We start from the raw sequence: 22,259 nt of genomic DNA, 5'->3' as shown, positions 1-22,259 counted from the left end.
CCTACGGGCACCGACCTGGGTCGAGCCACGTGTCTCGACCCGTCCTTCGGACCCCCGAGGGGAGAAGAGGGAATCGAAAGGGAGCGGTATGCCCTCGACCCGAGATCGAGTATTCAACAACAACAAAAGGCCGGGACATGCCCGGCCTTCTCCTCATTCTATACGCTACCGCTCAGTTGAGCCGCGTCTTGACCTGGCCGACGGCGTTGCCGAAGAGCTCGGACTGGACTTTGCCGTCGGCCTTCTTGGCGAGCACCGTTTCGGCGGCCGCGATGGCCAGGTCGACTGCGGCGGAACGCACCGCCTTCATCGCATCGGCCTCGGCCTGCTTGATCTTCTGCTCGGAGAGCGCCGTGCGGTTGGCGACGAATTCTTCCGTCTTCTTCTTCGCCTCGGCGGTCAGCATCTCGGCTTCGCGCTCGGCGGCGGCAACAATATGGGCGGCCTCCGCTTCCGCTTCCTTGCGCTTGCGCTGGTATTCGGCGAGCAGATGCTGGGCTTCCTCGCGCAGGCGCTTGGCTTCAGCAAGTTCGTTGCGGATCTGGTCGGCGCGGTCGTCGAGCGACCTTGCCATCATGCCCGGAACCTTGAGGTAGACGACCAGTGCCAGGAAGAGGATGAGACCGACAAATGCAAAGAAAGTCGCGTCGAAATGAAATTCCATCGATCAAGCCTCCTTCTTGGCGGCCGCGACGGCGGCCGCGACGTCTGCCTGCGCAGCGGTGCTGCCGATCAGCTGTTCGACGACCGCGGCTGCCGTTTCCTCGGCAATGGTGCCGACGTCGGCGAAAGCCTTGGCCTTGATGTCGGCGATGCGGGCTTCGGCAGCCTTGATCTTTTCCGACAGGCTGGCCTCGACGGTGCGGCGATCCTCTTCGGCCTTGACCTTGGCGGCGTCACGGGCGGCGGAGCCGATCGCGTGGGACTTGGCGCGGGCAGCGGCCAGTTCGCCTTCATAGGTCTGGACGGCGGCGTCGGCTTCCGCCTTCAGGCGGCCTGCTTCTTCCAGGTCCTGGGAGATGCGCGTGTGGCGCTGATCGAGGATGGCCCCGATGCGCGGCGCGATGACCTTTTGCATAAGGAGGTAGAAGACGCCGAACGTAATCACCAGCCAGAGCAGCTGGGATGCGTAGGTCGTCGAATCGAAAGGCGGGAACGGGCCGCGGGCGTGTTCGCCTTCGGCAACGCCGGTCTCGGTATGGACCTCGCCTGCGGCCGGAGCGGCATGCGCATCCGTGCCGGTCGCTGCCGCCGGTGCTTCTTCAGCGTAAGCCGGGGTCACAAAAAACATGCTCACCTCCAGGTGGACTGCAAATGCAAAGGATCACGGCTTGCGGTCGCAGGCCGTGATCCAATTATTCGCCGATATCAGACAGCGAAGAGGAGGAGGAGAGCGACGAGCAGCGAGAAGATGCCCAGAGCTTCCGTAACGGCGAAGCCGAATACCAGACGGCCGAACTGGCTGTCAGCGGCAGACGGATTGCGCAGAGCGCCGGAGAGGTAGCTGCCGAAGATATTGCCGAGGCCGAGAGCCGTACCGGCCATACCAAAGCAAGCCAGGCCTGCACCGATGAACTTTGCTGCTTCCGCTTCCATGTTGAACTCCTTTGAAATGGTTGTTGCGGCGAATGACTGACGCCCTTTGACGTCGATGTCGTTATCCTTAGTGCCCGCCCGGATGGATCGCGTCGTTGAGGTACATGCAAGTCAGCACCGCAAAGACGTAAGCCTGGAGGAAGGCAACGAGGAACTCGAGACCGGTCAGGGCGACGGTCATGATGAGGGGAAGAATAGCTCCGCCGATACCAACGGCACCGAGGGCTCCGAGCGAGGCGACGAAGCCTGCGAACACCTTCAGCGTGATGTGACCGGCGAGCATGTTCGCGAAAAGACGAACAGAGAGCGAAATCGGACGGGACAGGAAGGAAATGATTTCGATCGCGACGACCAGCGGCAGCAATATGCCCGGCACACCCGAGGGTACGAAGACATTCAGGAAGTGGAAACCGTGCTTATAGAAGCCGTAGATCAGAACCGTGCTGATGACGAGGATCGCCAGCGCGAAAGTGACGATGATCTGGCTGGTGATCGTGAAGAAATAGGGGAACATGCCGAGCAGGTTCGCCGTCAGCACGAACATGAAGAGCGAGAAGACCAGCGGGAAGAACTTCAGTCCCTGCTTGCCCGCGCCTTCCTTCAGCATGTTGGCGATGAATTCATAGGACATTTCGGCGACCGACTGCGAACGGCCCGGCACGATGGCGCGGTTCGAGGTCGCGAAATACAGGAAGCCGGCGGCAACGGCAGCCGAAGCGGCCATGAAGAGCGATGCATTGGTGAACGAAAAATCAATTCCGCCGATTTCGATCGGGACAATCTTCTGGATCAGGAACTGATGAGTCGGATCGTTAGACACCGCTTGTTCTCTCTCTTTGGCCCGCAGGACGCGGGGTCATTGGACTGGACCGGGACCGGCCCTCTATTTCTTATCGTCCTGGTCGTCCAGCGGATGAGCCACCACCCCCGCAGAACGCAGCACGTTCAGAACGCCGGCACAGAATCCGAGAAGCAGAAGAACAATCAACCCCCAAGGCGCCGTGCCAACAAAACGGTCGAGAAGATAGCCAAGGACGGCACCGACGACGATTGCGGCAATGAACTCACTGGAAAGCTTCATCGCCTGGGCATAACCTTTGCGGCTTACCTCGGCTTGGGCCTCGCTTGCTTGTTCCACTCCCGCCTCAGCGCGCTTGGTCGCGAGTTCCGCTCCCAGTTGCGCACGGCGCTTCTCAAGACTTTCCTCGCGGTCGTCCGCCATGGATCTCTCCTCGCCTGCCCGTCGCCCGCACTCCCGCTACCCCGGTCATTCGGACCCCGGACGCGAAGGTTGAGACCCTTCCGGCCCGTTCTGAAGTCGCGCGCAACATAGTTTTAGGGATTGGTATAGTCAAGGCGTAGACGGCTTCTGTCCAGCCAGAAAATAGTTGTGTAAAATCAATGTGATATATCGATATTCAGCCGTGTGAGCAAATTCGACGCAAAGAATCCGCTTTTGCGGGCCGGAAATCGCTGCCGCCCTGACGGATTCTCTTAGCTCCAGCCGCCGCCATAGGTGCGGTAGAAGACGTGGAGACCGATGCGCCCGACCTTTTCCATGGTCTTTGCCCATTTCGGGCGGACATAGACGGCGTGGTAGTGTGTTGCCGAACCTACCTGCGGCAGCCAGATCTTGCCTGATGTCACCGCCATGGCCACGTCGCGGGCCACCCGCCAGTGATATTGCGAATTCACCCGGTCCTTGATGCTGTCGCAGGCGAAGGAAAACTGGCAGCGGTTGCGCCAATCCTCGTTCTGATAGACGACGCCGCAAATGCTCTTGGGATAGGCGGGGTTGCGGACACGGTTGAGGATGACCTGGGCGACGGCCGCCTGGCCCTTCACCGATTCCCCGCGCGCCTCGAAATAGATGCCGGAGGCAAGGCATTGTTGCTCGCGGGCGGAGAAGACGCTCGGCGGCAGCACGCTTGCGGCCCAGGCGTGGTCGCCCGGACCGATCTGGGGCACGAAGCGGCCGCTGTCCGGTTCGGTCAGGATCGAATCGAAGGGCGACTGGCGGGCATAATCCGGTGCCGTCGGCGCATAGGCGGTGGCAAGCACGTCGGCCTTGTTGCTGGTAACGAGGCTTGCGAGCATCGCCGGCACGCCGACCTCCGGCATCACCGGCTGCTTCTTATAGAAAGAGGTGGCGATCTCGATTTCCCTGCCCTGGATCTTCGGCTTGACGAAAGCCGACCGGTCCTTGAGATCGAAATTCGGGGTGAACAGCATCTTGGTGCGCTCGAGAATCGAGCCGGCGGAAAAATCCTTCGGCGGCTGCATCTTCTCGACGGCGACAACGCGGCCTTTCTTCGTGCCGCGAATGACGCGGTCCTCGTCCGGCGTGTCCTCGTGACCCTTGTCCTTGGCCGTAAAAGCCACCTTGCGGCCATCGGGCAGCACCATGCCGGCGTCTGAGGCGATCGAGCCGGTCGCTGCCGGATCGGCGAAGGCGAGCTCGGCCTGGTGGATGGAGCCGGCCGGCGAATTGGTCAGCACCATGCGCCAGCTCTCCCCCTCACGATCGAGACCGGCGAGCATCGTGGCGAGATCGGCGTGGGAGGCAACGCTCGGGAAGATCAGCCAGCCGGCAAGCCCGAAGATGGCGGGCGACACCCAGTTCTCGGGGAGAAGACGCAGCTTGCTACGGGAAGGGCTCTTTCGACGCAACACGAACTCCGGGCATGAAACGCGGGAACATGCCATCGAAAATCTCTCATTAACCTTGACGTCCGGTTAACGAGGCGTGCCGGAAAGTAGCAGTGGGAGTTTTTGGATGTTCTAACGTAGCTGGTTTGACGGGACGCATCCCTTACAAAGTCCCCTCCCCAACCCCTCAAATGATCACATGCGATCCCAGTTCCACCACGCGGTTTGCCGGCAGGCGGAAGTAGTCCGAGGGGTTGGCGGCGGCGTTGGCCAGCGCAATGTAGAGCCGGTCCTGCCAGTAGGGCATGCCCGACTTGGCATCCGGCACCAGCTTGCGGCGGCCAAGATAGAAGGAGGTCGACATGATGTCGAACTTCAGTCCGGTCTTGCGCAGCGTCGCCAGCGCCTGCGAGACGTTCTGCGATTCCATGAAGCCGAAGAGCAGCTCGACGCGCGAGAAGCGTTCGGAAATCGGCTCGACCTTATAGCGGTCGTGGCTCGGTACACGCGGCTTGTTGACCGTGCGGATCGTCAGGATGACGTTGCGATCGTGAAGCACGTGGTTGTGCTTGAGATTGTGCAGCAGGGCGGCGGGGGCCGATTCCGGATCACTGGTCAGGAAGATCGCCGTGCCCGGAACCTGGGCCGGCGAATGCTCGCTCTTGCGCTCGATGGAGCTGACGAAGGAGGCGAGCGGAATATCGGTGTGCCGGGTCTTCTCCATCAGGATCGCGGTGCCGCGGCGCCAGGTCCACATGACGACGGTAAAGGCGGTGGCGATCAGGATCGGGATATAGCCGCCATCGTGGATCTTCAGAAGATTGGCGCCGAGGAAGATCATTTCGAGCACGACGAGCGGCGCGAGCGCGATCACCGCTACCGGCAGCGACCAGTTCCAGCGGGCACGGACGAATTCGAAGGCCATGATCGAGGTGACGACCATGGCGCCGGTGACGGAGATGCCGTAGGCGGTCGCCAATGCGTCCGACGTCTTGAAGCTTAACACCAGGAAAATGACGCCAAAAAACAGCACGGCGTTGACCGACGGCAAGAAGATTTGTCCGGTATTGGTTTCCGAGGTGAAGAGGATTTCCATGCGCGGCAGGAAGCCGAGGTTGATGCCCTGGCGCACCAGCGAAAAGGCCCCCGTTATGACGGCCTGGCTGGCGATGATTGTTGCGGCGGTGGCGAGGATGACGACCGGCAGCAGCGCCCATTGCGGAAACATCAGATAGAAGGGATCGGACATCGTCTCCGGTCTGCCGAGCACGAGCGCGCCCTGCCCGAGATAGTTCAGCGTCAACGCCGGAAACACCAGCGCGAACCAGGCCCATTGGATCGGGCGACGGCCGAAATGGCCGAGATCGGCATAAAGCGCCTCGGCGCCCGTCACCGTCAGGAAGACGGCACCAAGCACGACGACACCGTAAAAACCCTCATGCAGCAGGAAGCTGACGGCATAATAGGGGTTGAAGGCGGCCAGAATGCCGAAATCGTCGGAGATGTGGGAAATGCCGGCGGCGGCGATGACGAGGAACCAGACGGCGGTGATCGGGCCGAAGAATTTGGCGACGGCCCCGGTGCCGCGCGACTGCACGACGAAGAGCAGCACCAGGATCGCCACCGAGATCGGCACGATGTATTCCGCCAGGCTGGGCGTGACGAGCTTCAGACCCTCGACGGCCGACAGCACCGAAAGCGCCGGCGTGATCATCGCATCGCCGAGGAACAGGGCAGCGCCCATCAGTCCGAGCAGCATCAGCATTGCGGTATGGCCGTTGGCGGTCTTCATCAGAAGGGCGAGCAGCGACAGCGTGCCGCCCTCCCCGTCGTTGTCGGCGCGCAGCAGGAAGAGAACGTATTTGATGGTGACGATGATGGTCAGCGCCCAGATCATCAACGAAATCAGACTGATGACCTCGAAACGGGTGACGCCGTCATGGGCGACGGGCTTCAGCGCCTCGCGAAAAGCGTAGAGCGGGCTCGTGCCGATATCGCCATAGACGACACCGACGGAACCGAGCGCGAGATAGAACAGCTTGCGCGGCGTCATATGGCCTTCGTGCGGAGGATGGCTCTCTTCGGACATGAAATTTCAACAAGCTCCTCAGAGCCAGCCTTTCCAGCGAAAAAAGAAAAAAGGAATGACGGCCGATATTACCATCAAGGCCAGCGAATAGGGATAACCCGCCGTCCAGGCCAGTTCCGGCATGACCTGAAAATTCATGCCATAGATGGAGGCGACCAATGTCGGCGGCAGGAACACGACCGAGGCGATCGAGAAAATCTTGATGATCGAGTTCTGTTCGATGTTGATGAGGCCGAGCGAGGCATCGAGCAGGAAGGTGATGTTGGCGGCAACGAAGGAGGCATGCTCCGACAGCGACTGAATATCGCGCGAGACGGTGCGGCAGAGCTCCTTCGCCTCGTGGTCCTGCTGGATCGCCGGGATCGTGTAAAGGAACGTCAGAAGCCGGGAAAGCGAGCCGAGACTGTCTCGCAGCTTGCTGATCATGCGGTGATGACCGGCGATATCGCGCAATTTCTGCTCGAGGTAGTTCGAAGGCTTGCGGACCTTTTTCGCCTTGCCGAAGACATGCGTCGATAAGATGTCGATGCGCGAGACGGAGGTTTCGAGGATTTCGGCAGTCCGGTCGACGATCGTCTCCAGCAGCTTGGCGAGAAGGGCCGCGCCGCTGCGCCAGTTTTCCGGCAGCCGGTGCAGGGCGGCGATAAACAGCGCAAAGGATTTCGGTTGGGCGTAGCGGATGGTGACCAGGCGGTTTTCGGCCAGGATGAAGGCGACATCGGTCAGCGTCGGCGCGTCGGTATCGGCCTTCCAGACCAGCGAAGCGGTCATGAAGACGGCGTCGTTTTCGATATAAAGGCGAGCCGAAGGTTCGATGTCCTTGAGATCGTCACGGGTCGGAACCTCGATGCCGAGAACCTTCTCGACATAAAGCTCCTCCTCGCGGCTCGGCTCGATCATGTCGATCCAGACGACATCCTCGGGAAAGGATACCGGCTGCGCGAGATCGCGGATCTCGACCGATTTGCAATTGGAAAGGTAAGCGGTGATCACCGGCAGCGTCTCCGATGCTCACGACACTTCGTGGTCATCGCCATCTTCATCGCAAGCCTTTCCATCCGTCCGCCATCGCGGCAATGCGAGGCTGGCACGTCCCAGGTCCAAACGGAAGCAGATCAAGAAAGTTCATACAACTCCGGCTGCATCCGGCCGCAAAAGCCAGCATGCCCATTGTGCTCCACCGCATCGCAGTACCCATCCTTCGACCTTGCAGGCGGGCCGGACCTTCGAAACGAAGACGGCCGTCGTTGAGCATCTGCAGCAATGCCATCATGGCGCCGCGGCATATGAAGCAAAGCCGTGAAATAATCAAGACATCTTCCGTGAAGCGCGGCTTTTCACCACATTTCCCGCACAATTCGGGGTGATCGCAACGGTGATTCGGCGGCTCAGCGCTTTGCTCTCATGCGCGCCCTGGCCGGGAAGTCCTGCTCATAACCGGAGACGTCATTCAAAAACGATCGCCGGCGCCGGGCGCTGGGGCTGGCCGCCGAGCTGCTGCCACACCTTGGCGGCGATGCCGCGATAGATGCCGGCGACGACGCCGTTCGGATCGGAGGCGACGAGCGGCGTGCCGGCATCTGACGTTTCGCGGATGTTCATCGTCAGCGGCACTTCGCCGAGGAAGGGCACGCCGATGCGCTCGGCCTCCTTGCGGGCGCCGCCATGACCGAAGATGTCGTAGCGGGTGCCGGTGTCGGGCGCTATGAAATAGCTCATGTTTTCGACGATGCCGAGAACCGGCACCTCGACTTTGCGGAACATGTTGAGGCCCTTGCGGGCGTCAATCAGGGCAAGGTCCTGCGGCGTGGAAACGATGACGGCGCCGGCAAGCGGCACTTGCTGGGCCATCGTCAATTGCGCATCGCCGGTGCCGGGCGGCATGTCGACGACGAGGACGTCGAGCTCGCCCCATGCCACTTCGCGCAGCATCTGCAACAGCGCCGACTGGACCATCGGCCCGCGCCAGATCATCGCCGTCTCCTCGTCGACGAGGAAACCCATCGACATCACCTTGAGGCCGTAATTCTCCATCGGATTGATGATGCGGCCATCGATCTGCGTCGGACGGCCGGCGATCTTCAAGAGCCGCGGCATCGAGGGGCCGTAAATATCGGCATCGAGAATGCCGACCCTGAGACCATTGGCGAGCAGGCCGAGCGCCAGGTTGACGGCGGTGGTGGACTTGCCGACCCCGCCCTTGCCGGAGGCGACGGCAATGATGGCGCCGATACCGGGGACACCGATCTTGCCGGCGCGGGGCGGCTGTTGCTGCGGCGCATGCGCGTGATGCCCATGATCATGACCGGCGTGACCGTGGGGCGGATTCGACGCCGGGCGGGCAGCGGGCGCGGCGGCGGCCTTCTTGTCCGCCGTCAGCGTAACGAGCGCACCCTTGACGCCCGGCATCTCCTTGATGACGCGCTCGGCGGCGAGCCGCATCGGCTCCAGCTCCTTGGCGCGCTCGGCCGGAACGGTGATGGAGAAATAGACCTTGCCATCGGAGATGAAGACATCGGAGACCATGCCGAGCGCGACGATGTCGTGTTCGAGATCCGGTCCGCGCACGGTCTTCAGCGTTTCAAGAACCTGTTCCTTCGTGACGTCGGTCATTCCACCCTCATTGCTTCTTCTCGCAGACTTCGGCGCTGCGCGTCTTTCAAGACGCACACATGATTTTTAGCCTTGGCCGATTCCGACCAAGGCATGAAATCATGCGGTAGAGATAGTGGAGCCGCACGCCTTCGCCAAACAAAATCATCGGGAGGAAAATCAATCTGCCGGCGTCGAAAAACGACGGCGGGGATTTAGCGAATCCGTTGCGGCCATCAAGTCCGCCGGGCATTTCGCCCTGATGGCCGCAACGGTCTCTCTCCCCGAGAACCGGCGCAATGCGGGGCGAACTAGCGCAAGCCGAAAAAAAGGCCAGAGAAAAGTGATCGGGAAGAGGAATTCGTCAACAGCTGCGAAAGAAGCGGTGCCAAAAGGCAACAACCACCACCGACGCCGAGGGCCGGGAGAGAAGCGGCGTCGGCGTCGGGCGGCGGTGTGTCGGCCGCGCCATTTCCTGGCGCTGGTCATCAAAGTCCCCTCTGGACCTCTGGCAAAGGAGATGCAGAAAGCGTGCCAGATGAAAAATCGGGAAAAGCGCGCAGAAGCGCCGGGGAACATCCAGGGTCTGCCTAAGCACTGAGCGGCCGCCCACAGCGCGCCGCCATTTTGCGACTTATTTGATCAGGCCGATCCGCAGCGCCTTGGCGACCGCCTGGGTGCGGTTGACCGTGTCGAGCTTCTTGGTGGCGCGGTTTAGGTAATGATTGACCGTATGCTCGGACAGCGCCAGGATTTCGGCGATCTCGGCGCTGGTCTTGCCGGCCGCCGTCCAGTTGAGGCAGTCGATCTCGCGGTCGGTCAGCGAGTCCGTCATGCGCGTATCGAGGTTGCGGATTTCAGCAAGCCTGTCGAAGACATGGATGGCGATATAGCAAAGCTCGCGCATCTCGGCGGCGCTGAACGGTTCGCGATCGCCGGCGAAGGAGACGGCGCCGCGCAGGCCGGAGGCCTCATGCGTTGGGAAATAGGCGCCGCGTATCATCCTGAAACGCTCGAACAACCCGGTGACCAGGGCGGACTTGCCGTCGTCGCGCGACCAGGTCTCGCGCGACATGTCGTAAAAGAACGGCCGCGTCGATGTTCTCAGCCGCCTCAGAACCGGGCTGTTCACCATCAGCGCTTCCTGGTCGTAGAGCGCCAGAAGCTCGGCCGGCCAACTGGTGATGACGGTGCTGCCCTGCAGGTCGAGAGAGGTGATCGGCGGCAGATTGAGAACCATGAAGGCGCGGCTGCGATAAGCTTCCGTGACGCGCTTCAAGAAACGGAAAATATCGAACTGCGTCTTCAGGCCGACGATTTCGTTGATGTAATCGTCTTCATCCGTGGATGTTTGCGACAAGGGTACCATCACAGTTTTCATCTCCGGCGCCGCGGCCGGTTCGGTTGCATCGAGGCGTGAGGAGCGTGAGTTGGATCACATGGAGCCGGCCTCGGCGGACAGGCTTGGACCAATGCTTGGTTGCAGATTTCGCAGGCCATTCCACTTGGCGTGATTCGCCCGTCTCAATATCGCGCTCTTCATAAACATGCTCCGCAAGCGGTCCAGCAAACGCGGTAACGATGACCGTCAGCGGCGCGGGCCGAGGCGGACGCGCATGCCCTCCATAATCCTTGCAGCCGCCAGCTGTACGGGAACGGCCCACTGACGCAGAAGTTCCATCGACAGCCGATAGGCCGGGCCGGTGACCGAAATGCCGCCGATGAAGGTGCGATCCTCCGACCAGACGGGCGCGGCGACGCAGCGGATGCCGGCTTCGTGCTCCTCGCGGTCGAAAGCATAGCCCTGTTCGGCAATCTCGCGGATTTCGGCGGCAAGCGTCTCGGCCGAAGCATGGGTCGAGGCGGTGAAGCTGGTGAAGCTCAGACCGGCGAGGAGGTCGACAAGAGTTTCTCGCGAAAGCAGCGAAAGAGCGGCCTTGCCGACCCCAGTGCAGTAGCAGGGCGATGCGTTGCCGATCTGCGAATACATGCGCACCGGCTGACGGCCTTCAACCTTGTCGAGATAAATGATCGACTGTCCCCGGAGAACGCCGAGATGCACCGTCTCGCCGGTCGCCTGCTGGAGTTCGCTCAGGTGCGGTTCGGCAACCAGGCGGAATTCGTTGCGCGCCCAGCTGCGCGCGGCAAAATCGAGCAGGCGCAGGCCCGGCGCATAACGGCCGTCGCCATCGAGCTCGAGCAACCCCTCCTCCACCAGGTGGCTGAGCTGGCGATGCAGCGTGCCGCGCGGCTGGCCGGCCCGCGCCAGAATGTCGGTGAAGCGCAATGGCGTATCCGCATGGGTGACGAGATCGAGGAGAACCATCAATTTGCCGAGGGTGCCCGTCTCGCGTGCCTGAGCCATGCCGTCGCTTGAAGTCATTGTCTATGTGCCATTGAATCGGTCCGCGCTTGCAAGCGTGCGCCCTTGACAGAAAGCCCAGCATAATCCGATAATTCCACATAGTCAAATTAAGTTCCAAATAATGGAACATCAGCGATCGGAGGAGACGGTGAGCGCAGTGGCAGCACAATTTCCCGAGTTCAAGGATCGCGCCGTGCTCGTGACCGGCGGCGGATCCGGCATCGGCGCGGCGATCGTCGAAGGTTTCGCACGCCAGGGCGCCAAGGTCTCCTTCATCGACATTGCCGAGACGGCCGGCAGGGAACTCGCGGAAAGACTGTCGCGGGAAACGGCGCATCCGGTGCTCTTCTATCATGCCGATCTGCGCGACATCGAGGCGATCCGGCGCACGGTCGATGCCGTCGTTCAGACATCCGGGCCGATCCGCGTGCTTGTCAACAACGCCGCCTGGGACGACCGCCATGAATTTGATGATGTGACCGAGGCCTATTGGGATAACAATCAGGCGGTCAATCTGCGGCACGTGTTCTTCACCTCGCAGGCGGTGGCGCCGTCGATGCGGTCGGCTGGCGGCGGCGCGATCGTCAATATGTCGTCGATCGCCTTCAAGCTGAACATGGGCGGATTTCCCGCCTATGCGGCAGCGAAGGCGGCGGTCGTCGGACTGACGAAGAGCATGGCGGGCCGGCTCGGGCCGGAGAATATCAGGGTCAACTGCATCCTGCCCGGCATGGTGGTGACCGAACGGCAGATGCAGCTCTGGCTCACCGAGGAAAGCATCGCGCGCTCGGTCGAGCAGCAATGCCTGAAAGTCGCGCTCAAGGCCGATGCGATCGTCGGTCCCTGTCTGTTTCTTGCATCCGACTGCGCGGCGGCGATGACCGCCCAGTCCCTGATCGTCGATGGAGGCGTTTTGTAATGGCTAATCCCGCTTATGTCGCGGTGGACTGGGGCACCAGCAGTTTCCGGCTCTGGCTGATCGGCAGGGACGGCAGCATCCTTGCCGAACGTCGCAGCGGCGAAGGCATGACCAGCGCGGCAAGGACCGGCTTTTCCGCCGTGCTGTCGGGCCATCTTACAGCTGTCGAAGCGCCGGAAGGCCTGCCTGTCATCGTCTGCGGCATGGCCGGCGCAAGGCAGGGCTGGGTCGAGGCCGGTTATATCGACGTGCCCGCGCCGCTCGCCTCGATCCTCACTGCGGCGGTCCGCGTGCCGGGTGAAAGCCGTGACATCCGCATCCTGCCGGGCCTTGCCCAGCGGGATGTGGCGAGGCCCGATGTCATGCGCGGCGAGGAAACCCAGCTTCTCGGCGCGCTCGGCCGCACGAATTCCGCGGCGCAGGCAGTCTGCATGCCCGGCACGCATTCGAAATGGGTGCATGTCGTGGACGGCAAGGTCACCGGCTTTTCGACCTTCATGACCGGCGAACTTTTCGACGCGATCAGTAAAAGCACGATCCTGTCGCATGCCGTGTCGGGTGCCGAACAACAGCCGGCGGATACGGCTGCCTTCGAGGCGGCGGTATCGGCGGCCTTTGCGCATCCGGCCCTTGCCTCCAATCTGCTGTTTACCGCCCGTTCGGGCCAGCTGCTGCACGGGATCTCCGCCGCATCAGCGCAGGCCCGGCTTTCCGGCACACTGATCGGCCTCGAAATTGCCGGCGCGCTGCAGGATGCCGCCAACTCAGGCATCACCCTCGTCGCCTCCGGACGCCTGCAGGCGCTCTACGAGCAGGCTTTCAACACCCTCTCCCTTGCCTTCACCGCCATCGACGCCGACGCGGCCGTGCGCCGCGGCCTATCGGCAGCCGCCGAAGCCATCTGGCCGAATTGAGAAAGCTGACACGATGAACCGTATCCCCTTCCCCGACATGAAGCGCCCGCTGATCGCCATCCTGCGCGGCATCCGGCCCGACGAGACCGAGAGCGTCGTCGGCGCCTTGATCGAAAACGGCCTGACGGCGATCGAGATCCCACTCAATTCGCCGGAGCCGTTCAAATCCATCGAGATTGCTGCGAAGATGGCGCCGGCCGAGGTGCTGATCGGCGCCGGCACGGTGCTGACGGTGGAGGCTGTCGATAGCCTGAATGCGGCCGGCGGCAAGCTGCTGGTGACCCCGAATGTCGAACCGGAGGTGATCATCCGGGCGCGCGAACATGGTATGGTGACGATGCCCGGCGTCTTTACGCCGACCGAGGCGCTCGCCGCAGCGCGGGCCGGCGCCACCGGTCTCAAATTCTTCCCGGCGAGCGTTCTTGGCCCCTCCGGCATCACGGCGATCCGGGCGATCCTGCCGCCGGAACTGACGATTGCCGCCGTCGGCGGCGTGTCGGACAAGAACTTCGCCGATTACACCAAGGCCGGCATCTCAGCCTTCGGCCTCGGCACCAGCCTCTACAAGCCCGGAATGACCGAGGCAGAGGTTGCCGAGCGCGCCAAGGCGACCATTTACGCCTATGATGCAGCCATGGGAGCGTGAACGTATGACCGACATTTACGAGTTCGAAGGGAAGACCCTTTGCAACACCAATTCCGTTCTCGGCGAAGGTCCGACTTATGATCCGGACAGCGATACCGTCTGGTGGTTCAACATCCTCGGCAAGGAGCTGCACGAGCTCAATCTTTCGACGCGCGCCAAAAAGGTCCATTCGCTGCCGGTCATGGCAAGCGTGCTGGCCCGCATCGACGCCGGACGGCAGCTGATCGCGACCGAAGAAGGGCTTTTCGTGCGCGACTTGGCCAGCGGCAACCTCACCTTCTATGCGGCGCTCGAAAACGACAGACCGGAGAACCGCTCGAACGACGGTCGCACCCATCCGTCGGGCTCACTCTGGATCGGCACGATGAGCAAGCGGGCGGAGAATCAGGCCGGCGCCATCTATCATGTTGCCGGCGGCAAGGTGACAAAGATCTTCAGCGGCATCAGCATCCCGAATTCAATCTGCTTTTCCCCGGACGGCACGGTCGGCTACTACACGGATTCCCGCATCAACCGGCTGATGCGCGTCATGGTCGATCCGCAGACCGGCCTGCCCTCGGGCGAGCCGATCGTGCTCGTCGACAGCATGAACGAGCCCGGCGGCATCGACGGTTCGGTGGTCGATGCCGACGGCTATATCTGGAATGCCCGCTGGGGCGCCGGCGTCGTCGATCGCTACAATCCCGATGGCTTGCGTATCTCGCGCTACAAGGTTCCCGCCGTCCAGCCCTCCTGCCCGGCCTTCATCGGCGCCAATGCCGACCGGCTGGCGGTGACGACGGCCTGGGAAGGGCTTGACGAGGATGCCCGTTCGGCTCAGCCGAGCGCCGGCGCGCTTCTGGAACTCGGCATCGAGGTCAAGGGCCTGTTCGATCCCGTCTATGTGCTCTGACTGCCGTATCCGGTCAGCCACCATTCAAGGCGCTCCCGAGTGGCGCCTTTTTTCGTTTCGGGCCGTTCGCCAATAAAAGTTCCGTGATAATCGAGAAATTTTCCGTGTTTTCAACCGGAACCAATCGGCGCACCGCTCATTTTCCCTTCGAACCGGCGAGGCAAGGATGATGCATTGCCGAGTCAGCGATCACTCTAGGGAAATGAAAGTAGGTTCGAAATGACACGCAAACTTTTGACGACCGTTGCCGCTGGCGCGCTGTTTGCCACGGCTTTCGCACCGGCGGCATTCTCGCAGACGGCGCCGCAGCCTGCCGATCCCGCCGCGACCAATCAGGCAGCGCCGGCCGATCCGGCTGCCCCCAAGCCGGTCACCCCTGATGTCACCAAGCCCGCAGGGGACGCTGCACAGGCTCCGGTTACAAAACCGAGCACGGATGTAGCCCAAGGTACCTATCTGACGGAACAGGCTCCGGACCAGGTCAGCGCCAACACCTATATCGGTCAGTCGGTCTACAACGCCAACAATGAAAGCATTGGTAGCATCAACGACCTGATCATGAAAAAGGATGGCGGCATCGTTGCTGCGATCGTCGGCGTCGGCGGCTTCCTCGGCATCGGCGAAAAGGATGTCGCCGTTCCGATGGAGAAAATCGCCATCGCCCAGAATACCCAGGATGGCAGTCTCAAGCTGACAACCAGCGAGACCGCTGAATCGCTGAAGGCTGCGCCCGAGTTCAAGACGCTGGCAATGCAGGCTGCAGAGAAGGCCCCGGCCGCAACCGGCACCGATACGACGGCAACCGGTTCGACCACGCCTAAGTAAACCGCGCGCGCGGTAGTATAGCGTAGGTGATGGCGCTCCTAGGGGCGCCATTGCTGTTTGGTGATCGCTTGACGCAATCCCGGACGCAAAACCGCTGCGCACTTTTGGTGGGATAGCTTATGCGCTGACGCGCTCGGCGGGCGCCATATCGTAATAGTTCTCGTGCAGGAAGCGCAGCGTGGCGATGCCATCGGCCGGGCGGCCGAAATGGTAGCCTTGGCCCATGCCGCAGCCGAGTGTGCGCAGCTTTACCGCCTCGGCATAATCCTCGATACCTTCGGCCACGACTTCCAGCTCCAAGCCTTCGCACATGGAAAGGATCGCCTTGATGATGTGTTCGGAGGCGCGGTCGGAATTGATGCGCGAGACGAAGGCGCGGTCGATCTTGATCTTGTCGAAGATGAAGTCGCGCAGACGCCCGAGGCTCGACTGGCCCGTGCCGAAATCGTCGAGGGAGATGCGAACGCCGGCGGCGCGCAGATCGGCGATGATGCGATGTGCGGTATCGGCCGAACCCATCACCGCCGTCTCGGTGATTTCCAGTTCCAGGCGATGCGGGTCGAAGCCGACGCGGCCGAGGATCGACAGGATGCTGCCGCTTGTGCCGGGATCCATCAGCTGCGCCGAAGAGAGGTTGAACGACAGGAAGAGTTCACGCGGCCAGGATAAGGCTGCTTCAGCAGCCTTGCGAAGCAGGGCCTCCGACAGGGCGTCGATGAAACCGCGCTCTTCGGCGAGCGGCACGAAGACGCCGGGGGACACGAAACCGAGATCGGGATCGTTCCAGCGGGCGAGCGCCTCGAAGCCGACGACCTGATTGTTGCCGAGCGAGACGATCGGCTGGAAATGAACGTCGATCGCGTCGGAGATGATCGCATTTCTGAGCGCCTGCTCCAGCTGTGTCGCGCGCTTCATCTCCTGGGCGATTTCACGCGAATAGACGGTGATCTGGCCGCGGCCGCGGCGCTTGGAACGATAGAGGGCGGTTTCGGCGCTCTTCAACAGTTCTTCGCAGTCCTCTCCGGCGAACGGGTAGATGGCGAAGCCGAAGGAGGCGGAGAGACGGACATTGCGGTCGCCGAGGTCATAAGGCGCCGACAGCACCTCGCGGATCATCTGGCCGAATTTTTCGGCGCTCGCCCGCTCGAAGATCAACGGCAGCACGAAGGCGAATTCGTCACCATCGTGACGGGTGACCAGCGCCCCGTCCGGAATGCAGGCCCTGAGCCGATGGGCGACCTGGCAAAGGATCTCATCGCCGGCCGAGGAGCCAAAAAGATCGTTGATCGGCTTGAAGCTGTCGAGATTGGCGATGCCGATGGTGAAGGGAGCGGGATCGCTGGCGCGCTCGGCAGAGATCTGCAGCACCTTGTCGCGCATGCGATTGCGGTTTCCCAACCCGGTCAGCGGATCGGTATAAGCCATCGCCTGAAGCTCATTGTGACTCACGGTCAAGGAAGCTGTTTCCGCCGATTTCATCATCCAAACCCGAGCTTCCCTCCGCAGCCGAGGAGAGAATGACCGGCATTTCTTAACAATTCGCTAGTAAATCAGCCGCCTTGACGGTCTGATCTACCCCAGATTTGGGGAGGCTGCGGTATACGGGAGGATGGCGACCGGACTTCCGTCTCATCCGCTCGCTCGAACCGGCGAAGCCCCTTCCGTCAGGTATTTCTGAAATATCGTCTCCAGCATGTCGGGACTGACGGGCTTCATGATCACGTCGTCCATGCCCGATTTGGCGCATTCGGCGCGATCGCGCTCGAAGGCCTGGGTCAGCACGCCGATGATCGGCGTGCGGGCTGCGCCGCCGGCTTCCTCCATCTGTCGAATCAGGCGCGCCGCCTCGAAGCCGTTGAAGCCCGGCAGCGAAATGTCCATCAACACCACGCCGGGCCGGTGTTGGGCCCAGAGGCGCACGACCTCGTCTCCGGTCGCAGCGATCATATGACGATAGCCGAGGCCCTCGAGGATCTGTGAAAACACGATCTGATTGATATCGTTGTCTTCGGCGACGAGAACCTGCAGGCCGGCAGTATCGTCGGAAGTGCTGATTTCCCAATCCGCGTCCGCCCCGCCGCCGTTGTTGCGGCTGTTGCGATTGAAATGGCGGGCGATCTGGAAGGTGAGCTCGTTGGCGATCTGGAAGCCGTCCATGACGAGCGCCGGAATTCCGTATTGCTCGGCAAGCTCGAGGCAGCGCATGCCCATCTGATTGTCGATGATCAAGAGATCGAGCGAAATGCCGGAGGAGGTGGCGATTTCCAGGAACCGCTCCTCTTCATCCTCGCCGCGCACCGAGCAGGATTCAAAACCGTATTTCGTCAGCGTCCGCAGAGCGGCGGTCTCGGCGGCGATGTCGGCGGTGACGACGAGAATCTTGCGGCCGGAGAAATTCTCCGGAACGATCGCTTCCATCGCCGCCGGCTCGCGGCGCTCCACCGCGCTCGGCACCGGCACATAGGCGCGGCGATAACTCTGGTTGGCGGAGGCGGTGATCGCCGAGGCGCGGTCGAACTCCTCGAGATCGGCGCCGTCGCGCGGCAGGTCCTGCATGGTCGATACCAGGAAATAGCGGCCGGGCTTGCCGATGCGATGCTTGCGGCTGACGATGTCGCGCTCGATGCCGTCGCGGGAGATCTGCCGCTGGCGGGAGATCGACATCTCGCCGGTTTCCAGCACGTGACGATCGCTTTCTTCGAAGCGCTTGGCGATCTCGGGTGAGAAGAGATCGCCGCTCTTGCGCCCGAGCACCTCGTCGGCGCTCCTCTGGTATTTCTCACAAAAGGCGAGGTTCACCGCGACATAGGTGAGGTTGCGATCCTTGACGAAAAGCGGAAACGGCAGGTTATCGAGAATGTCTTCGGTGAGCTGCACCCGCTCCATGTCCGAGCGCCACTGCTCCTCGCGCTTCTTGTCCTCGGAAATGTCGGAGACGACGGTGACGCCGTAACCGCCCGGCAGCCTGCGCTTGACGAAGCGGACCCAGCTGTCGGCGCCATGGCGCTCAACGGATTCGAAGCGCTCGCGCCAATGCGAGGCGATTTTCTGCGACAGCCAGTCCTCGCGGCTGAGCGGGCCGCTCTGCCTGATATCATATTGCTGGCGAACGCCGGTATCGTAGATCGCGCCCAGAAAATCGCGCAGCCGGATGCCCGGCTTCAGCATCTCGGCCGGCAAGGGGAAGAATTCGAGAATCTGGCGGCTTGCGAAGATCAGATGATCGTTCTTGTCGTAGATGATGAAAGCTGCCGAAAGGCTGTCGCACACCGCATCGAAGAGCGCCGTCTGCAGATCGGCCCCGGCGAGCGTCCCGTCGGTGTCTGATGATGTGTCCGCCTTTTCGAAGCCGGCACTCATTCCATTTCGTCCCACATCTGTTCGATTTCGCGGCTTCCGGAGGGTATTGATTAGAAATGCCATTTTTCTGTTAAAACCGGCTTAACACTACCGATCCCCGAATTCCGGGAGCCGCGGATCACAGTTTCGCCAAGCGATCGGAAAGCCCTTCCCTCCAGGCCGCGAATCCCCGAAAATAGCCCATGGCCATCAGACAGCTCTCCGAAACGCTCATCAACCAGATCGCCGCCGGCGAAGTCATCGAACGGCCGGCGAGCGCTGCCAAGGAATTGATCGAAAACGCGCTCGATGCGGGGGCGACACGCATCGAGATCGCCACGGCAGGCGGCGGCAAGGCGCTGCTGCGGGTCAGCGACAACGGCTCCGGCATGGACGCCGCCGATCTGGAGTTGGCAATCAGGCGCCACTGCACCTCGAAGATCTCCGAGACGCTCGAGGATATTAGGACGCTCGGCTTCCGTGGCGAGGCGCTGCCTTCGATCGGGTCCGTGGCAAGGCTCAGCATCGCAAGCCGCAAGCGCGACAGCGCCGGCGGTCACGAGATCGCCGTTGCCGGCGGCAAGGTCCTGCATCTGAGGCCGGCTGCCGCCAATCCCGGCACGATCGTCGAAGTCCGCGACCTGTTTTTCGCCACGCCCGCGCGGCTCAAATTCCTGAAGACTGAGAAGGCCGAAGCCGGCGCCATTACCGAGATCGTCAAACGTATGGCGATCGCCTTTCCCGCCGTGCGTTTCGTGCTGTCCGGCTCGGACCGCACAACGCTGGAATTTCCGGCGACGGGCGACGATCATCTGGCGCGCATGGCGCAGGTGCTCGGCAAGGACTTCAGCGACAACGCCATTGCGCTCGACGCCGTGCGCGAGGAGATTTCGCTGACCGGCTTTGCCGGCGTGCCGACCTTCAATCGCGGCAACTCCGCCCATCAATATGCCTTCGTCAACGGCCGACCGGTGCAGGACAAGCTGATCCTCTCGGCGATCCGCGGCGCCTATGCCGAGACGATCCCGTCCGGGCGCTATCCGGTGGCGGTGCTGTCGATCGCTCTCGATCCGGCCCTCGTCGACGTCAACGTGCATCCGGCCAAATCCGACGTGCGCTTCCGCGACCCAGGCCTGGTGCGCGGCCTGATCGTCGGCGCCATTCGCGAGGCGCTCGCGCGCGACGGCAGCCGGGCGGCAACGACCGGCGCGAGCGATATGCTGCGCGCTTTCCGCCCCGGTTTCCAGCCCAATGGGCAGCGGCCACAGGCGCCATGGTCGGCAGAGACCTCCCCTTCCCGCCCCTACCAGCCGGCGCCGACTTTTTCCGAACGGCCGCAGGCATCCTTCGACGGTCTGTCGATGCCGACCGCACGGGCCGAGCCGCAATTTTCTCCCGACCCCGTGTCTCCCGGCCTGGCCTCTCCTCGCCCGGCCGCGCCGGAACCCGTCGGGCGTTATCCGCTCGGCGCGGCACGGGCGCAGATCCACGCCAACTATATCGTTGCCCAGACAGAGGACGGGCTCGTCATCGTCGATCAGCATGCGGCGCATGAGCGGCTGGTGTTCGAGGCGATGCGCAAGGCGCTGCATTCGAAGCGGCTGGCCTCGCAGGTGCTGCTCATCCCAGAGATCGTCGACATTCCGGAAGAAGATTGCGACCGGCTGATGCTGCATGCGGCAGAGTTTGCCGAACTCGGTCTGGCGATCGAGCGCTTCGGTCCCGGGGCGATCGCGGTGCGCGAAACGCCGGCCATGCTCGGCGAGGTCGACGCCCATGGCCTGATCCGCCAGCTTGCCGACGAGATCGCCGAATGGGATACGGCGTCGGGCCTGTCGGCCAAGCTCGAATATGTGGCGGCGACCATGGCCTGCCATGGATCGGTTCGCTCCGGCCGGCGGCTGCGGCCGGAGGAAATGAACGCGCTGCTGAGGGAAATGGAAGTAACACCCGGCTCCGGCCAGTGCAATCACGGCCGGCCGACCTATATCGAATTGAAGCTCAGCGATATCGAGCGGCTTTTCGGCAGAAGCTGAAAAAGCTGGCAAAGCCCTTCATGCGGGAGTATGGCAGACGGATGACAAGTTGCAGGGAACGGAGCGCATGAATTTGTTCGAAGGGCACGGAAACCGCGAGGCGAAGATCCGCTATCTCGACGGCGATTTCCAGATTCTCTCGCCCGGCTCCTACGTCGTCTGCGCGATGACCGGAAAAAACATCCCGCTCGACGAGCTGCGCTACTGGAGCGTCGCCCGGCAGGAGCCCTATGCCGACGTAATCTCGGCGATCGAGGCCGACAAACGCGCCGGCGTGCTGCCGAACCAGCGCCGTTAGCTCTTTCCTTTCAATTCCCTTAAACGCCGCTCGCGACAGGCGACGACCGCCCGATCGATGATCAGGCTCGGGGCGAGGTGATCTTCGAAGATCATGTCGACTTCGATCACGCGGCATTTTTGCGCCAGTTGTTCCGCCTTGCCGTGATGGCCGGAAAGGCGAACGAAATCCTTCGACGTGGTGACGATCAGGAGGTCCTGGCGCTCGGCGGTCGTAAGGATATCGTCGATCTCCTCCTCGGTCAGGTGCTCGTGATCGCCGAAGGTCTTGGCGACCGCGATTTCGGCGCCGCGCGATTCGACGGTGCGGAAGAATTTGGCGGGATCGGCGATACCGGCGAAAGCAAGCACCTTGATGCCGGAAAGCCGGTCGTCGCCGCGCACCTTGAGCGAGGCGGTGAAATAGGGCTTTGCGGCGCGTGCCGCCATGCGGACGATGCCGTCGGCGGCATTGCCGCCGCCGACCTTCAGCAGCGCCGTCGCCGACCGCAGCTGCTGGCGGATCGGCGCGCGGACCGGGCCGGCCGGCACGATATGGCCGTTGCCAAGGCCGCGGGTCGCATCGATGACGAGCAGCGCATAGTCGATCGCCAGCCTGGCGCTCTGAAACCCATCATCCATGATGATGAGATCGGCGCCTTCCGCGACCAGACGCCGAGCACCGTCGACGCGCCGGCGGGAAATTACCGTCAGCGCCTCCTGGGCGAGCAACAGCGGTTCATCGCCGACGGCGACCGCCCGGTGATGATGGGGATCGACCACCGTCGTCACGTCGAGCGAGCCGCCGTAACCTCTGCTGAGAAAGCCGGGCTTCAGGCCTTTCGCCTTGGCGGCGCGGGCGAGCGTCAGCGCCGTGGGCGTCTTGCCGGCGCCGCCGACGGTGAAATTGCCGACGCAGATGACGGGAACGGAAACCGAGGCACGGCGCGCATGGGCCATGCGATGGCCGGCGATACGGCCGTAAAGAAAGGACAGCGGCGCCAGCAGCCAAGCCCGCCAATCGGCTTTCCTCCACCAGAACGGCGGCGCTTCTGAAATCATTTTGCCGTCCCGCTCCCCGCCCGGCTAGAGAATTTCGTTTTCCGGCCGGATTGAGAGGT

The 22,259-nt window shown here is 62.4% G+C and carries 22 protein-coding genes; 8 read left to right on the top strand and 14 right to left on the bottom strand.

The annotated features are described in order from the left end of the window. Positions 1–172: 172 nt before the first annotated feature. From B5E41_RS25660 to B5E41_RS25615, 9 genes are all read right to left on the bottom strand, one after another. Positions 173–664: a F0F1 ATP synthase subunit B gene (locus B5E41_RS25660; protein WP_011424215.1), complete on the bottom strand. Its 492-nt coding sequence runs from the start codon at positions 662–664 to the stop codon at positions 173–175. 3 nt (positions 665–667) lie between these two features. Further along, positions 668–1,291, bottom strand: coding sequence for a F0F1 ATP synthase subunit B (locus B5E41_RS25655; RefSeq protein ID WP_064800845.1), 624 nt, complete (start codon positions 1,289–1,291; stop codon positions 668–670). A 77-nt stretch (positions 1,292–1,368) separates the two neighbouring features. Then, positions 1,369–1,596, bottom strand: a complete 228-nt coding sequence (locus B5E41_RS25650; protein ID WP_003588243.1) for a F0F1 ATP synthase subunit C — start codon at positions 1,594–1,596, stop codon at positions 1,369–1,371. Positions 1,597–1,663: 67 nt separating this feature from the next. Next, the gene (locus B5E41_RS25645) at positions 1,664–2,416 is read right to left on the bottom strand and encodes a F0F1 ATP synthase subunit A (RefSeq protein WP_088396600.1); all 753 of its coding nucleotides are present in this window, start codon (positions 2,414–2,416) and stop codon (positions 1,664–1,666) included. Positions 2,417–2,479: 63 nt separating this feature from the next. Continuing rightward, the gene (locus B5E41_RS25640) at positions 2,480–2,818 is read right to left on the bottom strand and encodes an AtpZ/AtpI family protein (protein WP_088396599.1); all 339 of its coding nucleotides are present in this window, start codon (positions 2,816–2,818) and stop codon (positions 2,480–2,482) included. Positions 2,819–3,090: 272 nt separating this feature from the next. Continuing rightward, positions 3,091–4,302: a cell wall hydrolase gene (locus B5E41_RS25635; protein WP_088396598.1), complete on the bottom strand. Its 1,212-nt coding sequence runs from the start codon at positions 4,300–4,302 to the stop codon at positions 3,091–3,093. Positions 4,303–4,432: 130 nt separating this feature from the next. Next, positions 4,433–6,334 carry a potassium transporter Kup gene (locus B5E41_RS25630; protein ID WP_088396597.1) on the bottom strand — a complete coding sequence of 634 codons (1,902 nt, stop codon included), beginning with the start codon at positions 6,332–6,334 and terminating at the stop codon, positions 4,433–4,435. 18 nt (positions 6,335–6,352) lie between these two features. Continuing rightward, on the bottom strand, positions 6,353–7,327 hold the full coding sequence (locus B5E41_RS25625) for a magnesium transporter CorA family protein (protein ID WP_088396596.1): 975 nt from the start codon (positions 7,325–7,327) through the stop codon (positions 6,353–6,355). Positions 7,328–7,780: 453 nt separating this feature from the next. Next, complete coding sequence (locus B5E41_RS25615) at positions 7,781–8,947, bottom strand: Mrp/NBP35 family ATP-binding protein (protein ID WP_088396595.1); 1,167 nt, start codon at positions 8,945–8,947, stop codon at positions 7,781–7,783. 115 nt (positions 8,948–9,062) lie between these two features. Here B5E41_RS25615 and B5E41_RS31895 point away from each other — a divergent pair, with 115 nt between their 5' ends. Next, positions 9,063–9,527, top strand: coding sequence for a hypothetical protein (locus B5E41_RS31895; RefSeq protein WP_176439486.1), 465 nt, complete (start codon positions 9,063–9,065; stop codon positions 9,525–9,527). A gap of 33 nt (positions 9,528–9,560) precedes the next feature. On the opposite strand, the gene B5E41_RS25610 is transcribed toward B5E41_RS31895, so the two are convergent. Both B5E41_RS25610 and B5E41_RS25605 read right to left on the bottom strand, forming a co-directional pair. Beyond that, a complete protein-coding gene (locus B5E41_RS25610) occupies positions 9,561–10,295 on the bottom strand; it encodes a LuxR family transcriptional regulator (RefSeq protein ID WP_088396594.1) in 735 nt (244 codons plus the stop codon). 219 nt (positions 10,296–10,514) lie between these two features. Beyond that, entirely contained in the window at positions 10,515–11,309 is a 795-nt protein-coding gene (locus tag B5E41_RS25605; protein ID WP_088396593.1) for an IclR family transcriptional regulator, read from the bottom strand. Positions 11,310–11,412: 103 nt separating this feature from the next. Between B5E41_RS25605 and B5E41_RS25600 the strand changes: the two genes are divergently transcribed. The 5 genes from B5E41_RS25600 (at position 11,413) to B5E41_RS25580 (ending at position 15,487) form a co-directional block, all read left to right on the top strand. Continuing rightward, positions 11,413–12,210 carry an SDR family NAD(P)-dependent oxidoreductase gene (locus B5E41_RS25600; protein WP_088396592.1) on the top strand — a complete coding sequence of 266 codons (798 nt, stop codon included), beginning with the start codon at positions 11,413–11,415 and terminating at the stop codon, positions 12,208–12,210. Beyond that, positions 12,210–13,124, top strand: coding sequence for a 2-dehydro-3-deoxygalactonokinase (locus tag B5E41_RS25595; RefSeq protein ID WP_088396591.1), 915 nt, complete (start codon positions 12,210–12,212; stop codon positions 13,122–13,124). Before B5E41_RS25600 ends, B5E41_RS25595 begins: the two co-directional genes overlap by 1 nt. Positions 13,125–13,137: 13 nt before the next feature. Further along, entirely contained in the window at positions 13,138–13,770 is a 633-nt protein-coding gene (locus tag B5E41_RS25590) for a 2-dehydro-3-deoxy-6-phosphogalactonate aldolase (protein ID WP_088396590.1), read from the top strand. Positions 13,771–13,774: 4 nt separating this feature from the next. Next, the gene (locus B5E41_RS25585) at positions 13,775–14,662 is read left to right on the top strand and encodes an SMP-30/gluconolactonase/LRE family protein (protein WP_088396589.1); all 888 of its coding nucleotides are present in this window, start codon (positions 13,775–13,777) and stop codon (positions 14,660–14,662) included. A gap of 219 nt (positions 14,663–14,881) precedes the next feature. Continuing rightward, the gene (locus tag B5E41_RS25580) at positions 14,882–15,487 is read left to right on the top strand and encodes a PRC-barrel domain-containing protein (RefSeq protein WP_088396588.1); all 606 of its coding nucleotides are present in this window, start codon (positions 14,882–14,884) and stop codon (positions 15,485–15,487) included. Between the two features lie 117 nt (positions 15,488–15,604). Here B5E41_RS25580 and B5E41_RS25575 read toward each other — a convergent pair whose 3' ends face one another. Both B5E41_RS25575 and B5E41_RS25570 read right to left on the bottom strand, forming a co-directional pair. Beyond that, positions 15,605–16,969, bottom strand: a complete 1,365-nt coding sequence (locus B5E41_RS25575) for a putative bifunctional diguanylate cyclase/phosphodiesterase (protein WP_064800831.1) — start codon at positions 16,967–16,969, stop codon at positions 15,605–15,607. A gap of 147 nt (positions 16,970–17,116) precedes the next feature. Beyond that, a complete protein-coding gene (locus B5E41_RS25570; protein WP_088396587.1) occupies positions 17,117–18,847 on the bottom strand; it encodes a response regulator in 1,731 nt (576 codons plus the stop codon). Positions 18,848–19,029: 182 nt separating this feature from the next. Between B5E41_RS25570 and mutL the strand changes: the two genes are divergently transcribed. Beyond that, positions 19,030–20,862, top strand: a complete 1,833-nt coding sequence (mutL, locus tag B5E41_RS25565) for a DNA mismatch repair endonuclease MutL (RefSeq protein ID WP_088396586.1) — start codon at positions 19,030–19,032, stop codon at positions 20,860–20,862. 67 nt (positions 20,863–20,929) lie between these two features. Beyond that, on the top strand, positions 20,930–21,160 hold the full coding sequence (locus tag B5E41_RS25560) for a DUF2093 domain-containing protein (RefSeq protein ID WP_010010632.1): 231 nt from the start codon (positions 20,930–20,932) through the stop codon (positions 21,158–21,160). Here B5E41_RS25560 and lpxK read toward each other — a convergent pair. Next, positions 21,157–22,200 carry a tetraacyldisaccharide 4'-kinase gene (gene lpxK / locus B5E41_RS25555; RefSeq protein WP_088396585.1) on the bottom strand — a complete coding sequence of 348 codons (1,044 nt, stop codon included), beginning with the start codon at positions 22,198–22,200 and terminating at the stop codon, positions 21,157–21,159. The genes B5E41_RS25560 and lpxK overlap by 4 nt on opposite strands. Between the last annotated feature and the right edge of the window lie 59 nt (positions 22,201–22,259).

Origin of the sequence: Rhizobium esperanzae (genome assembly GCF_002204185.1) — a bacterium.
Classification (GTDB): Bacteria; Pseudomonadota; Alphaproteobacteria; order Rhizobiales; family Rhizobiaceae; genus Rhizobium; species Rhizobium esperanzae.
This window is presented reverse-complemented; position numbering and strand designations above follow the sequence as displayed.

Excerpts from the sequence above, each read along its gene's own strand:
- B5E41_RS25660 (WP_011424215.1), bottom strand. The coding sequence starts at position 664 with ATGGAATTTCATTTCGACGCGACTTTCTTTGCATTTGTCGGTCTCATC.
- B5E41_RS25655 (WP_064800845.1), bottom strand. The coding sequence starts at position 1,291 with ATGTTTTTTGTGACCCCGGCTTACGCTGAAGAAGCACCGGCGGCAGCG.
- B5E41_RS25650 (WP_003588243.1), bottom strand. The coding sequence starts at position 1,596 with ATGGAAGCGGAAGCAGCAAAGTTCATCGGTGCAGGCCTGGCTTGCTTT.
- B5E41_RS25640 (WP_088396599.1), bottom strand. The coding sequence starts at position 2,818 with ATGGCGGACGACCGCGAGGAAAGTCTTGAGAAGCGCCGTGCGCAACTG.
- B5E41_RS25635 (WP_088396598.1), bottom strand. The coding sequence starts at position 4,302 with ATGGCATGTTCCCGCGTTTCATGCCCGGAGTTCGTGTTGCGTCGAAAG.
- B5E41_RS25630 (WP_088396597.1), bottom strand. The coding sequence starts at position 6,334 with ATGTCCGAAGAGAGCCATCCTCCGCACGAAGGCCATATGACGCCGCGC.
- B5E41_RS25615 (WP_088396595.1), bottom strand. The coding sequence starts at position 8,947 with ATGACCGACGTCACGAAGGAACAGGTTCTTGAAACGCTGAAGACCGTG.
- B5E41_RS25610 (WP_088396594.1), bottom strand. The coding sequence starts at position 10,295 with ATGGTACCCTTGTCGCAAACATCCACGGATGAAGACGATTACATCAAC.
- B5E41_RS25605 (WP_088396593.1), bottom strand. The coding sequence starts at position 11,309 with ATGACTTCAAGCGACGGCATGGCTCAGGCACGCGAGACGGGCACCCTC.
- B5E41_RS25600 (WP_088396592.1), top strand. The coding sequence starts at position 11,413 with ATGGAACATCAGCGATCGGAGGAGACGGTGAGCGCAGTGGCAGCACAA.
- B5E41_RS25595 (WP_088396591.1), top strand. The coding sequence starts at position 12,210 with ATGGCTAATCCCGCTTATGTCGCGGTGGACTGGGGCACCAGCAGTTTC.
- B5E41_RS25590 (WP_088396590.1), top strand. The coding sequence starts at position 13,138 with ATGAACCGTATCCCCTTCCCCGACATGAAGCGCCCGCTGATCGCCATC.
- B5E41_RS25585 (WP_088396589.1), top strand. The coding sequence starts at position 13,775 with ATGACCGACATTTACGAGTTCGAAGGGAAGACCCTTTGCAACACCAAT.
- B5E41_RS25580 (WP_088396588.1), top strand. The coding sequence starts at position 14,882 with ATGACACGCAAACTTTTGACGACCGTTGCCGCTGGCGCGCTGTTTGCC.
- B5E41_RS25575 (WP_064800831.1), bottom strand. The coding sequence starts at position 16,969 with ATGATGAAATCGGCGGAAACAGCTTCCTTGACCGTGAGTCACAATGAG.
- B5E41_RS25570 (WP_088396587.1), bottom strand. The coding sequence starts at position 18,847 with ATGAGTGCCGGCTTCGAAAAGGCGGACACATCATCAGACACCGACGGG.
- mutL (WP_088396586.1), top strand. The coding sequence starts at position 19,030 with ATGGCCATCAGACAGCTCTCCGAAACGCTCATCAACCAGATCGCCGCC.
- B5E41_RS25560 (WP_010010632.1), top strand. The coding sequence starts at position 20,930 with ATGAATTTGTTCGAAGGGCACGGAAACCGCGAGGCGAAGATCCGCTAT.
- lpxK (WP_088396585.1), bottom strand. The coding sequence starts at position 22,200 with ATGATTTCAGAAGCGCCGCCGTTCTGGTGGAGGAAAGCCGATTGGCGG.